This window comes from Streptomyces sp. NPDC046821 (assembly GCF_040645335.1).
Classification (GTDB): domain Bacteria; phylum Actinomycetota; class Actinomycetes; order Streptomycetales; family Streptomycetaceae; genus Streptomyces.
Genome location: NZ_JBEYYB010000005.1, coordinates 377,520 through 390,035, shown reverse-complemented (window position 1 = coordinate 390,035; position 12,516 = coordinate 377,520). Strand labels below are relative to the sequence as shown.

The window sequence follows — 12,516 nt, the reverse complement described above, 5'->3', positions numbered from 1 at the left end:
TGCTCACGCGCCGGTGAGCTGGGCGAACTTCTCCTCGAACGCCTTGTCCTCCGTGGCGGTGAGGGAGCGGAAGAGGTGCGCCTTGGCACTCATGGCCTTGTCGGGAACGATCAGCGGGTCGTTCGCGGCCTTCTTGTCGATCTTGGCGAGTTCGGCCTTCACGCCCTCGACCGGCGAGACGTAGTTGATCCAGGCGGCGACCTCGGCGGCGACCGGAGGCTCGTAGTAGTAGTCAATGAGCTTCTCGGCGTTCGTCTTGTGCCGGGCCTTGTTGGGGACCAGCATGACGTCCGTGCCGGCCAGGTAACCGGAGTCGGGGATGTGGAACTTGACGTCCGGGTTGTCGTTCTGGAGCTGCACGATGTCGCCCGACCAGGCGAGACAGGCCGCGAGGTCGCCCTTGCTCAGGTCGGATATGTAGTCGTTGCCGGTGAAGCGGCGGATCTGCTTGCGGTCGACGGCCTTCTGCATCCGGGCGATCGCCGCGTCGAAGTCGTCGGCCGTGAAGGTGGCCGGGTCCTTGCCCATGTCGAGCATCACCATGCCGACGGTGTCGCGCATCTCGGACAGCAGACCGACCCTGCCCTTGAGCTTGGGGTCGTCGAGCAGCTGCGAGACCGACGTGATCTCCCGGCCGTTCGTGGCCTTGGTGTTGTACGCGATGACGACGGCGATGCCCTGCCAGGGGTACGTGTAGGCGCGGCCCGGGTCCCAGTCGGGGTTGCGGAACTGCTGGGACAGATTCGCGTACGCGTGGGGCAGGTTGGCGGGGTCGAGCTTCTGGATCCAGCCGAAGCGGATCAGCCGGGCGGCCAGCCAGTCGGTGAGGACCATGAGGTCGCGGCCGGTGTCCTGGCCGGCCGCGAGCTGCGGCTTGATCTTGCCGAAGAACTCGACGTTGTCGTTGATGTCCTCGGTGTAGTTGACCTTGATCCCGGTGCGCTTGGTGAACGCGTCCAGGGTGGGCCGGTGCTTCTCGTCGTCGCTGAGGTCGATGTACTCGGTCCAGTTGGAGAAGTTGACCACCTTCTCCTTGGCCGAGTGGTCCTCGGCCGAGGCGCCGCCCTGGGGCCTGCCGGCAGCGGGAATGCCGCAGGCGCTCAGCGTCCCGATGCCGCCGACGGCGAGCGCGCCGCCGGTGGACGCGCGTAGCAGGGAACGGCGGGTCAGGGCCGCCCTGCCACTCTGGAAACTGCGCCGCATCGCGGCGAGTTGTGCCGGGGACAGGCTGTCGGGCTCGTACTGCTCCATGCGCGTTGGTGCCCTTCCGGGAGTTTCAGGAGGGAGGGGGCCGCCCTCGCGGGCGGCCTCCTGGTGGTGGTCAGTCCCCGAAGATCGTGCGGTGCCAGGCCTTGCGGGCGACCGCGGTGTTGTCGAACATGACGTGCTTGACCTGCGTGTACTCCTCGAAGGAGTAGGCGGACATGTCCTTGCCGAAGCCGGACGCCTTGTATCCGCCGTGCGGCATCTCGCTGAGGATCGGAATGTGGTCGTTGACCCACACACAGCCCGCCTTGATCTCGCGGGTGGCGCGGTTCGCCCGGAACACGTCCCTGGTCCAGGCGGAGGCGGCGAGTCCGTACGGGGTGTCGTTGGCGAGGCGGATGCCCTCGTCGTCGCTGTCGAAGGGCAGCACCACGAGGACCGGGCCGAAGATCTCGGCCTGCACGATCTCGCTGTCCTGCGCGGCGTCCGCGACGAGCGTCGGCCGGTAGTACGCGCCCTGCTTCAGGTCACCCTGCGGGATCTCGCCGCCGGTGACCACGCGCGCGTAGGAGCGGGCCCGGTCGACGAAACCGGCGACGCGGTCGCGCTGGGCGTGCGAGATGAGCGGGCCGAGGTCGGTGTCCGGCGCGAACGGGTCGCCGACGCGGACACTCGCCATGAGGTCCGCTACGCCTTGCACGAAGGCGTCGTACAGGGGGCGTTGGACGTACGCGCGCGTGGCGGCGGTGCAGTCCTGGCCGGTGTTGATGAGGGCACCGGCGACCGCTCCGTGCACGGCGGCCTCCAGGTCGGCGTCGTCGAACACGACGAACGGGGCCTTGCCGCCGAGCTCCAGGTGCAGGCGCTTCACGGTGGCGGTGGCGATCTCGGCGACGCGCTTGCCGACGCCCGTCGACCCGGTGAAGGAGGTCATGGCGACGTCGGGGTGTCCGACCAGGTGCTCGCCCGCGTCCTTGCCCGCGCCTGTGACGATGTTGACGACACCGTCGGGGATACCCGCCTCGGTCGCGGCCTGCGCGAACAGGAGCGAGGTGAACGGGGTGAGTTCGGCGGGCTTGAGGACGATGGTGTTCCCGGCCGCGATCGCCGGGAGGACCTTCCAGGCGGCCATCTGGAGCGGGTAGTTCCAGGGCGCGATGGAGCCGACGACTCCGATGGGCTCGCGCCGGATGTACGACGTGTGGTCGGCGCTGTACTCGCCGGCGGACTGGCCCTGGAGGTGACGGGCGGCGCCCGCGAAGAAGGCGGTGTTGTCGATCGTCCCGGGGACGTCGAACTCGCGGCTCAGCTTGAGCGGCTTGCCGCACTGGAGGGACTCGGCCTGCGCGAGCTCCTCGGCGCGGTCGGCCAGGACGCCCGCGAAGCGGTGCATCGCGTCGGACCGCTCGCCGGGCGTCGCTCCGGCCCAGCCGGGGAAGGCCTCGCGGGCCGCGGCGACGGCGGCGTCGACGTCCTCGGTGCCGGCGAGTTCGTAGCGGTGGACATCTTGTCCGGTGGCCGGGTCGACGACCGCGTGGGTGCGGCCGGACGTGCCCTTGGTGAGGCGGCCCCCGATGTACTGGGCGCCTTCGGCGAACCGGTCCTGGGGCTCGAAGCGGGTGCTGTTGCCAGGGTTGTGCATTATCGCTCTCCTCCGTCGGCCCCGCTCTGCGGCGGCCGACGTAGCTCCAGCTCGATTTGAGTGCCGATCCTGGCAGAGGCGATGTACCCCAACAAGTGATTCCGTTGTTGCCTTTTGGTCACGCGACGAAATCTGTCGACCAGGTGTCGAGTCGACCTGAAAAACCCAGGACGGAGTGTCAGTGGCGCGTGCCAGGGTGGCGTGCATGGGGAAGATCGACGAACACGCGGTGCGGGACCAGGAGTCGCTGGTCAGGGCGGTGGAAGCGGGTGCCCGGGTCAAGTATCTGCATTTCTGGGGGCACGCGCCGCGGGCGGACGGGACGGTGGGCGCGAGCTGCCTCAGCCAGTGGTGGCCGTCGCGGTTCACGGTCGACGGCGTCGAGTACGCGACGGCCGAGCACTGGATGATGGCCGCGAAGGCCCGCCTGTTCGGGGACGCGGAGGCGGAGCGCAGAGCGGTGGAGGCGCCGCATCCTTCGCAGGCCAAGAAGGCGGGGCGGCTGGTGCGGGATTTCGACGAGGACGTGTGGGCGCGGGAACGCTTCGGGATCGTCGTCGAGGGCAGCGTGCACAAGTTCGCTGCGCATCCGGAGCTGCGGGAGTTCCTGCTGGGGACGGGCGCGCGTGTGCTGGTCGAGGCGAGTCCGGTCGACCGGGTCTGGGGGATCGGCCTCGCGGCGGACGCGGTGGGGGCGGATGACCCCAGACGGTGGCGGGGGCTGAATCTGCTGGGGTTCGCGCTGATGGAGGCGCGGGGGCGGGTGGGGTAGGGGGCCGGGTGCGGGGGCGCGGCTAGTGGCGGGGCGGGGCGGGGTGGCTTGGTGAGCCGGTGCGGGGTGGTGGGCCGGTCGGGGCCAGGCGGGAGGGCCCGGCCCCGGTCAAGGCGTACGGCTTACCGCTCCGGTGTCCACGCGGCGGCGGAGTAGCCGCTGTCGTTGCCACTGTTGCTGCTGGACGAGCTGTCGCTGGCGATGACGAGGGTCATCGTGAGCACAGCGAGGACGATTCCGGCGATCCCGCAGATCAGACCGGCCAGGGCCTGCCCCGGGTTCGTGGCCTCGCCCTTGGTCGCCTTCGACCGGCCCACGCCGCCGAAGATGATCGCGAGGATCCCGACGATGATCGCGATCGGCCACAGGATGAATCCGACGGCCGAGATGATCCCGAGCACGAGCGAGGCGATCCCCATGCCGTTGCTGGGTCCTATCGGCATCGCCGGCCAGCCGTAACCGGGTCCGCCGTAGGGCATCCCGGCGGGTCCGGTCGCCGCGTGCCGGCCGCCGTAGGCGTACGGGGCGGCCGGGTAGCCGTAGTCCATGCGCCCGGGGCCGTCGGGCGAGATCGGCGGGGGCGGTACGGGCTCGCCGGGCGGGGCGAAGGGGTTGGCCTGCGGGGGCCAGGGGGCCGGCGGTACGGCGTAAGGGGTGCCCGGGGTCGGCCACTGCTGGGCGTGTGGGTGCGGCTGTGGTGACCAGGGGCCGGAGGTCGGTGTGGCGGGCGGGGCGAAGGGGTTGTGCTGCTCGGCGGGCGGAGCGAAGGGGTTCGCGGGGGCGTCAGCGGTGGGGGCCGGCCCCTGCGCGGGCGTCACCGGCGTATCCGCGAGAGTCTCGCCCGGACCGGCCGCCGGTGCCGACGGGTCCGCCTTGCCCAGGGACACCGGGTTCCGGGACGGGTCCCCTGTGCTCCGATCCCCCGTACTCCGATCCCCCGAATTCGAGTCGCCCGTAATCGGATCCCCCGGCGGCCGCCCCTGCCCCGCCTCCGGCGGATTGGCGCCCTCAGTGCCTTCTGTAGTGCCTTCCGTGCCCTCTGCGTCCTGCCTGCCCTCAGACATCACTCGCACGTCCCCCTTCGTCTCCCGCGCGGACGCTTCTCGCGCCCAAGCGTCCCGTCACTCTACGGCCGACGCCAGGTCACGACAGGGGCCCGCCTACGATGACTGCGACCCGCCGATCAGCCGATCAACCAAGTTCCTGGGGAGGAATCCGTGACCGATCTGAATGCCTTCATCGCCGGACTGCCGAAGGCAGAGCTGCATGTGCACCATGTCGGCTCGGCGTCCCCCCGGATCGTCTCCACGCTCGCGGCCCGCCACCCCGACTCCAAGGTCCCGACGGACCCCGAGGCGCTGGCCGACTACTTCACGTTCACCGACTTCGCGCACTTCATCGAGGTGTACCTCTCGGTCGTCGACCTCGTCCGCACGCCGGAGGACGTCCGCCTCCTGACGTTCGAGATCGCGCGGGACATGGCCCGGCAGAACGTGCGCTACGCCGAGCTGACCATCACCCCGTACTCCTCCGTCCGGCGCGGCATCGACGAGTACGGCTTCATGGCGGCGATCGAGGACGCCCGCAAGGCGGCGGAGGCCGAGTTCGGCACCGTGCTGCGCTGGTGCTTCGACATCCCCGGCGAGGCGGGGCTGGAGTCCGCCGAGGAGACCGTGCGGCTCGCGACGACGGACACGCTCCGCCCGGAGGGCCTGGTGTCGTTCGGCCTCGGCGGGCCCGAGATCGGGGTGCCGCGTCCCCAGTTCAAGCCGTACTTCGACCGCGCGATCGCCGCGGGCCTGCACTCCGTGCCGCACGCCGGCGAGACGACCGGCCCCGGCACCGTGTGGGACGCCCTCGTGCACCTCGGCGCCGAGCGCATCGGGCACGGCACGACGTCCGCCCAGGACCCGAAGCTCCTCGCCCACCTCGCCGAGCACCGCATCCCGCTCGAGGTCTGCCCGACGTCGAACATCGCGACGCGCGCCGTGGCCACGCTCGACGAGCACCCGCTCAAGCAGTTCGTGGACGCCGGTGTCCTGGTCACGATCAACAGCGACGACCCGCCGATGTTCGGCACGGACCTCAACAACGAGTACGCGGTCGCCGCGCGCCTCCTCGACCTCGACGAGCGGGGCCTGGCCGCGCTCGCGAAGAACGCGGTATACGCGTCCTTCCTGGACGAACTGGGCAAGGCACGTATCGCGGCGGAGATCGACACGTACACGGAGGCGTGGCTCGCCAAGGCCTGACCTGCCAGGGGCCACGGCCGTGCGGCCCACCACAATGGGGCCATGCGTACCGTGACTGCCGTGGCCCACCGGGGCGACCCCTACCGCGTCCGTGAGAACACCCTCCCCTCGCTGCGTTCCGCGCTGGAGCGGGGGGCCGACGCGGTCGAGATCGACGTCCACGTGACCCGCGACGGAGTGCCCGTACTGCTGCACGACGCCACGCTCAAGCGGCTGTGGGACCACGACCGCCCCCTGTCCGCGCTCACGGCGGACGAGGTCCGGGAGATCACGGCGGGCGGCGTGCCCACACTCGCGGAAGCCCTTGCGGTACTGGCCGAGACCCGCGTGATGGTGGACCTGCCGGGCGCCGACGCTCGTACCGTCCGAGCGGTTCTCGGCGTCATCCGCGACTCCGGCGCCGACGACCGCGCCTACTACTGCGCGGGCGCCCAGGCGATGCTGGCGGTACGGGCCGAGGACCCGGCGGCCGAGATCGCGCTGACCTGGACGACGCTCGCCCCGCCCCGGCCGGCCCTGCTCGAAGCGATCAGACCGACCTGGCTCAACTACCGCTTCCCGCTGGTCACCCGGGACCTCGCGGAGCGCGTGCACTACCAGGGCCTGCTCGTGTCGGCCTGGACCCCGGACACCAGGAAGTCGATGCGCCGCCTCCTCGACATCGGCGTCGACTCGATCACGACGAACCGCGTCGACGTCCTGAACGGGCTGCGCGGCAACTCGTAGAACACTGTTTCTGACCCGGTCGAGTGGCGTTGGACTGTTCGAGTGGCGTGCGTCACGGGCCGGTCGTAGCGTCGTACGCGAAGCCACCCACGGGGACGGCCGGTACGCCCGTCGAGTCTCTGTGGGCGGGGCGCCGGGCGCCCCTGGAAATGAGCAGCGCGGGGCACATGATCCCGCAGACGGCTGGGAGCGCATCTTGCGGACCAACACACTGAGGGCGGCGCTGACACTCTGTGCCGCCGCATCCCTTGCAGCAGCCATGGCACCCGCCTCTGCCACCACCGCGGCGGCGCCACCGGCCCGCCAACAGTCCAAGGCGGCCCCCGTCCTCGTCGACTGCACCTGGAAGCCCCAGGAACGGCCCACCGACTTCATGCTCGCCTGCGGCGACGGCAACAGCCTCTTGGCCTCGCTCCACTGGACCCAGTGGGGCCCGACGAAGGCAGAGGCCAAGGGCATCAACTGGGCGAACGACTGCAAGCCGTACTGCGCGGCGGGCAAGTTCCACGCGTTCCCGGTCACGGTGCGCCTGGACCACCCCAGCACCTGGTCCAAGCACCCGAACAGCCAGCACTACACCCGCATGACCCTGACCTACACGAACGGCACCCCGGACCCCTTCCACCGCGTGACGACGTGGCCGCTCTGGGACTGACCTTCCGAGGAACTGGCCGGCCTCAGCCCAGTTCGCCGGATCGGTCGATGTCACCGAGCGATTCCAGCAGACTGCGCAAGTCCTTCGCCATGCGGTCGCGTTGGGGGCGCGTCAGACCGGCGAGCAGCCGGTCCTGGGTCGCCACGTTGGACAGGAGCGCCTTGTCGACGACGGCGATTCCCTCATCGGTGAGCGAGACGTTGGAGCTGCGCGCGTCATACTCCCCACGAGTGCGAGTGATCAGCCCCCGCTGCTCCAGCCGGTCCAGACGCTGGGTGATGGCGCCCGAGGTGACCATGGACGCGCGCATGAGTTCGGCGGGGGTCAGCCGATGGGGCGGGCGGCTGCGCCGGAGAGTGGCGAGGATGTCGAAGGCCGCGGCATCGAGGTCGTGACTCCGGTAGGTGACCCGCAGTTCGGCTTCGACGATCCGAGCGAGCCGCTTGATGCGCCCCACGACTGCCATGGGTGACGCATCGAGGTGAGGGGCCTGGTCCGCCCACTGCGCCAAGACGTGGTCTACGTGGTCAGTCATGTCCACAGCCTAGCCACCGCCTTAGCCATGAGATACCTCTCGATAGCCCTTGCCTTAGAGCTAAGATAATGATGAGATATCGCTCATGTTCAATGAGACCGCCTGGTTAACAGTTCCGCAGGCCATACGTGCACGTCGCAGCATCCGCCACTACCTGCCCGACCCCATCCCGACCGAGCAGTTGACCGAGCTGCTCGATCTGACCCTGGAGGCGCCCTCCAGCTGGAACGTCCAGGCCCGCTCCGTCGTGGTCGTCTCCGGTCAGGAGGGCCGTGACGGCCTGGCCTGGGCCACCGGCGGCCAGCCGCACCCGCAGGAAGCGCCGGTGACGCTCGTCTTCGTGGCCTCCAGCCAGGCCTGGCGTGAGGACCTGAGCGACATCTACGGGACGGCGCGTGAGAACGGCGCATGGAACGACCAGTTCATCGCCGGCTTCTCCCAGGCCAGCCTCGACTTCCACCAGGACCTGGAGGAGCGGGAGCTGCTGCGCGAGTACGCGATCAAGGACGCGGTCATCGCCGCCACCTACGCGATGATCACCGCCGCCTCCATGGGCCTCGCCACCTCACCGATGAACGGCTGGGACGAGGGGAAGGTCAAGAAGGTCATCGGCATCGAGGACCGCGACGATCTGCACATCGCGATGCTCCTGCCGGTGGGACGGGCGGCAGAGGAACGCCGGCACCCCGGCCGCAGGCCCCTCCCACAGAACGCTTTCGACGGCCGTTACGGCTACGGCTTCACGCCGGGCCTGACCGCTTCCCCGGCATCGACGGCTTCAGCGACCGCTTCTTCGGCACACCCCGACACGGCTGCGGCCCGATGAAGCGTGACCGAGCATTCGGCGACTCCGCCCTCACCGCTCTCGCACCCGCGATCTGGGGCACCACGTACCTCGTCACCACAGAATTTCTGCCTCCCGACAGGCCACTGCTCGCATCGGTGACCCGAGCCCTGCCTGCGGGCCTGATCCTCCTGGCACTCGGCCGGACGTTACCCCGCGGCATGTGGTGGTGGCGGGCCTTGATTCTCGGCGTGCTGAACATCGGCGCCTTCCTCTACCTGCTGTTCGTCGCCGCCTATCGCCTGCCCGGTGGAGTGGCAGCTCTGGTGATGTCCGTGCAGCCGATGGTGGTGCTGGCGCTGTCGGCGCTGCTGCTGAAGGAGAAGGTGCGCGCAATCCACGTAGCCGCTTGCGTGGTGGGAGCTGTCGGCGTCGGGCTGCTGGTGTTGCAGCCTCATGCCGGTATGGATGCGGTGGGTGTCGGGGCGGGGCTCCTGGGCGCGGTGAGCATGGCGGCCGGGATCGTGCTCACGAAGCTTTGGGGGCGGCCCGAGGGGGTGGGTGTGCTGACCTTCACCGGGTGGCAACTGACGGTCGGCGGTCTCGTCCTCCTCCCGGTCACACTGATCGGCGAGGGCCTGCCCAGCACACTCACCGGCTCCAACCTCGCGGGCTTCGCGTATCTCGGCCTGGTCGGCGCGCTGTTCGCCTACGCGATCTGGTTCCGAGGAGTGGAACGGCTGCCGGCCCTGGCCGTCTCCTTCTTGAGCTTCGCGTCCCCTCTGACCGCAACCGCCCTCGGGTACCTCGTGCTGGACCAGGCCCTGTCCCCACTCCAGGTCGTCGGCGCCGCGGCTGTCGTCGCATCGGTCGTCCTGGCCCAGTCCCGGGGCAGCCGCCGCAAGAAGACAGCACAGGCACAAGAAGCGCCCCCAGAGTTCGCCGACGCGTAACTCCCCCTACAACCCCGCAATCGCATTCCACCTCTTCGAGAATTCCGTCCGTTCCTTGGATGTGATGTCTCGGGCGATGGACAGGCGGCTGCGCATGGTGGCGTCGGGGAAGATCAAGGGGTCCTCGGCGAGGGCTGCCGTTTCCTTGTCCTTGGAGTCGGCCAGGACTTCGCGGGCTGCCGGTACCGGGCATACGTAGTTGACCCACGCCGCCAGTTCGGCGGCTACCGCGGGCTCGTAGTAGTAGTCGATGAGGCGTTCCGCGTTGCGCTTGTGGGTGGCGAGGTTGGGGATCATCAGGGACTCGGCCCACAGTTCGGCGCCCTCTTCGGGGACGACGAACTCGATGTCGGGGTTGTCGGCCTGGAGTTGGATGACGTCGCCGCTGTAGGCCTGGCAGGCGAGAACGTCTCCGCTGGAGAGGTCCTTGATGTAGTCGTTGCCGGTGAAGCGGCGGATGTGGTGGGTCCGCACCAGCTTCTCGACCTGGTCGCACACGTGGTGGAAGTCGTCGGCGGTCCACCGGGTGATGTCGACGCCGTTGCCCTGCATGAGGAGCGCGAAGGACTCGTCGAGGCCGGAGAGAAGGGTGACCCGGCCCTTGAGATCCGGTGCCCACAGGTCGGACACGTGCTTGATCTCGCGTCCGACCTTGCGCCGGTTGTACGCGATGCCGGTGATGCCGGACTGCCAGGGCACCGTGCACTTGCGCCCGGGGTCGAAGTGCGGTGAACGCAGCAGCGGGTCAAGGTACTTGGTGACATGCGGCTGCCGGGCGCGGTCCATCTCCTGCACCCAGCCGAGCTTCACGAACCGCGAGCACATCCAGTCGCTGATGACGATCAGGTCGCGGCCGGTCGACTGGTGGTTCATCAGGGACGGGCTGATCTTCCCGAAGAACTCGTCGTTGTCGTTGATCTCCTCGGTGTACTTGATCCCGATCCCGGTGCGCCGTGTGAACGCGTCCAGGGTGGGGCGCTTCGAGGGATCGGCGTCGTCCACATCCACGTACAGCGGCCAGTTAGCGAAGACCAGGCGCTTGTCGGCGGCGGAGCGGTCGTCCGCGGAGCGGTCCCCGGGTGCCACGTACGCGGCCGGCACCCCGCACCCCGAGGCGAGTCCGCCGACGGCCGTGGCCAGGGCGCCTCCGCCCAGGGCGCGGATCACAGAACGGCGGTTCAGGGACAGGGACTTCGTGGGGTTGCTCCGGGTCGCTCGCACCACCGCAGGATGCCCGCGCCCGGCCGCGCCGGACAATGGACGCTGCGTCAAGCCGCCGGAGGGAGAGCCGACACACTGTCGATCACCCCGGCCGCACACCTGCCCGGACACGCAGACCGCCCCCGCGCGGCCGAAGCCACACGGGGGCGGGAAACCGGAAGACCGCCGTCAACCAGCCGTAAAAGCAAGGCGAGTTGAAGCTCAGCCCTCGATCGACGTCATGACGTGCTTGATGCGCGTGTAGTCGTCGAAGCCGTACGCCGACAGGTCCTTGCCGTAGCCGGACTTCTTGAAGCCGCCGTGCGGCATCTCGGCGACCAGCGGGATGTGGGTGTTGATCCACACGCAGCCGAAGTCGAGGACCTTGGACATGCGCATCGCGCGCGCGTGATCCTTCGTCCAGACCGAGGAGGCCAGCGCGTACTCCACGTCGTTCGCCCACTCGACGGCCTGCGCCTCGTCCGTGAAGGACTGGACGGTGATGACCGGGCCGAAGACCTCGTTCTGGATGATCTCGTCGTCCTGCTTGAGGCCCGAGACGACGGTCGGGGCGTAGAAGTAGCCCTTGTCGCCGACGCGGTGGCCGCCGGCCTCGACCTTGGCGTGCGCCGGGAGGCGGTCGATGAAGCCGCTGACCTGCGCGAGCTGGTTCGGGTTGTTGAGGGGGCCGTAGAGCACGTCCTCGTCGTCCGGCTGGCCGGTCTTCGTGTCGGCGGCAGCCTTGGCGAGGGCCTGGACGAACTCGTCGTGGATGGACTCCTGGACGAGGACGCGGGTGGCGGCCGTGCAGTCCTGGCCGGCGTTGAAGTAACCCGCGACCGAGATGTCCTCGACGGCCTTGGCGATGTCGGTGTCCTCGAACACGACGACCGGGGCCTTGCCGCCCAGCTCCAGGTGGACGCGCTTGACGTCCTTGGCGGCGGACTCGGCGACCGAGATGCCTGCGCGCACGGAACCGGTGATGGAGGCCATCGCCGGGGTCTTGTGCTCGACCATGGCGCGGCCCGTCTCGCGGTCACCGCAGATGACGTTGAAGACGCCCTTGGGGACGATCGAGCCGATGATCTCGGCGATCAGGGTCGTCGAGGCCGGGGTGGTGTCCGACGGCTTCAGGACGACGGTGTTGCCCGCGGCGAGCGCCGGGGCGAACTTCCACACGGCCATCATCATCGGGTAGTTCCACGGCGCGACCTGGGCGCATACGCCGACCGGCTCGCGGCGGATGATCGAGGTCAGGCCCTCCATGTACTCGCCGGCCGCGCGGCCCTCGAGCATTCGCGCCGCACCCGCGAAGAAGCGGATCTGGTCGACCATGGGCGGGATTTCCTCGGAGCGGACCAGGCCGGTCGGCTTGCCGGTGTTCTCGACCTCGGCCGCGATGAGCTCCTCGGCGCGCTCCTCGAACGCGTCCGCGATCTTGAGGAGGGCCTTCTGGCGCTCGGCCGGCGTCAGGTCGCGCCAGGCGGGGAAGGCGGCCTCGGCGGCGGCCATGGCCGCGTCGACGTCGGCCTGGCCGGAGAGCGGCGCGGTCGCGTACGCCTCACCGTTGGCGGGGTTGACCACCTCGGTGGTCCGTCCGTCGGCGGCGTCCCGGAACTCACCGTCGATGTAATTGCGCAGACGACGCAGCTCGCTGGTCACTGGGGCGGCCCTCCTGGTCGGATGTCCATTGGATGAGATTCCACCCTAATCGGTAGCCCCACGGTTTCAACACCCCCCGACGCGCCAGATCTGCGAAATCCGTGAAGTTCAGACCCTCAAACAACGAAT

At 69.4% G+C, this 12,516-nt stretch carries 12 protein-coding genes; 6 read left to right on the top strand and 6 right to left on the bottom strand.

Features of this window, described 5'->3' with window-relative positions; all coding sequences use genetic code 11:
• Nucleotides 1-3: 3 nt before the first annotated feature.
• Nucleotides 4-1,251, bottom strand: coding sequence for a spermidine/putrescine ABC transporter substrate-binding protein (locus ABZ893_RS12670; RefSeq protein WP_361401121.1), 1,248 nt, complete (start codon nt 1,249-1,251; stop codon nt 4-6).
• A 70-nt stretch (nt 1,252-1,321) separates the two neighbouring features.
• Nucleotides 1,322-2,848 carry a gamma-aminobutyraldehyde dehydrogenase gene (locus ABZ893_RS12665; protein WP_361401118.1) on the bottom strand — a complete coding sequence of 509 codons (1,527 nt, stop codon included), beginning with the start codon at nt 2,846-2,848 and terminating at the stop codon, nt 1,322-1,324.
• A 205-nt stretch (nt 2,849-3,053) separates the two neighbouring features.
• On the opposite strand from ABZ893_RS12665, the gene ABZ893_RS12660 reads away from it, so the two are divergent.
• Nucleotides 3,054-3,620 (top strand): NADAR family protein, encoded by a 567-nt coding sequence (locus tag ABZ893_RS12660; RefSeq protein ID WP_361401115.1) that lies wholly within the window; start codon nt 3,054-3,056, stop codon nt 3,618-3,620.
• A 122-nt stretch (nt 3,621-3,742) separates the two neighbouring features.
• Here ABZ893_RS12660 and ABZ893_RS12655 read toward each other — a convergent pair whose 3' ends face one another.
• Nucleotides 3,743-4,507 (bottom strand): DUF4190 domain-containing protein, encoded by a 765-nt coding sequence (locus ABZ893_RS12655; RefSeq protein ID WP_361401112.1) that lies wholly within the window; start codon nt 4,505-4,507, stop codon nt 3,743-3,745.
• A 330-nt stretch (nt 4,508-4,837) separates the two neighbouring features.
• Here ABZ893_RS12655 and ABZ893_RS12650 point away from each other — a divergent pair, with 330 nt between their 5' ends.
• The 3 genes from ABZ893_RS12650 to ABZ893_RS12640 all read left to right on the top strand — a co-directional run bounded on the left by ABZ893_RS12650 (nt 4,838) and on the right by ABZ893_RS12640 (nt 7,253).
• Nucleotides 4,838-5,872 (top strand): adenosine deaminase, encoded by a 1,035-nt coding sequence (locus tag ABZ893_RS12650; protein ID WP_361401110.1) that lies wholly within the window; start codon nt 4,838-4,840, stop codon nt 5,870-5,872.
• Between the two features lie 42 nt (nt 5,873-5,914).
• Nucleotides 5,915-6,598: a glycerophosphodiester phosphodiesterase gene (locus ABZ893_RS12645; RefSeq protein WP_361401107.1), complete on the top strand. Its 684-nt coding sequence runs from the start codon at nt 5,915-5,917 to the stop codon at nt 6,596-6,598.
• A 259-nt stretch (nt 6,599-6,857) separates the two neighbouring features.
• Nucleotides 6,858-7,253, top strand: a complete 396-nt coding sequence (locus tag ABZ893_RS12640) for a hypothetical protein (protein WP_361401104.1) — start codon at nt 6,858-6,860, stop codon at nt 7,251-7,253.
• Between the two features lie 22 nt (nt 7,254-7,275).
• On the opposite strand, the gene ABZ893_RS12635 is transcribed toward ABZ893_RS12640, so the two are convergent.
• Nucleotides 7,276-7,788, bottom strand: a complete 513-nt coding sequence (locus ABZ893_RS12635) for a MarR family transcriptional regulator (protein WP_361401101.1) — start codon at nt 7,786-7,788, stop codon at nt 7,276-7,278.
• 85 nt (nt 7,789-7,873) lie between these two features.
• Here ABZ893_RS12635 and ABZ893_RS12630 point away from each other — a divergent pair, with 85 nt between their 5' ends.
• The gene (locus ABZ893_RS12630; protein ID WP_361401098.1) at nt 7,874-8,614 is read left to right on the top strand and encodes a nitroreductase family protein; all 741 of its coding nucleotides are present in this window, start codon (nt 7,874-7,876) and stop codon (nt 8,612-8,614) included.
• A complete protein-coding gene (locus ABZ893_RS12625; protein ID WP_361401095.1) occupies nt 8,611-9,525 on the top strand; it encodes an EamA family transporter in 915 nt (304 codons plus the stop codon). Before ABZ893_RS12630 ends, ABZ893_RS12625 begins: the two co-directional genes overlap by 4 nt.
• A 6-nt stretch (nt 9,526-9,531) precedes the next feature.
• Here ABZ893_RS12625 and ABZ893_RS12620 read toward each other — a convergent pair whose 3' ends face one another.
• Nucleotides 9,532-10,746, bottom strand: coding sequence for a spermidine/putrescine ABC transporter substrate-binding protein (locus ABZ893_RS12620; protein ID WP_361401092.1), 1,215 nt, complete (start codon nt 10,744-10,746; stop codon nt 9,532-9,534).
• Nucleotides 10,747-10,947: 201 nt separating this feature from the next.
• Nucleotides 10,948-12,387, bottom strand: a complete 1,440-nt coding sequence (locus ABZ893_RS12615; RefSeq protein WP_361401089.1) for a gamma-aminobutyraldehyde dehydrogenase — start codon at nt 12,385-12,387, stop codon at nt 10,948-10,950.
• Nucleotides 12,388-12,516: the final 129 nt, after the last annotated feature.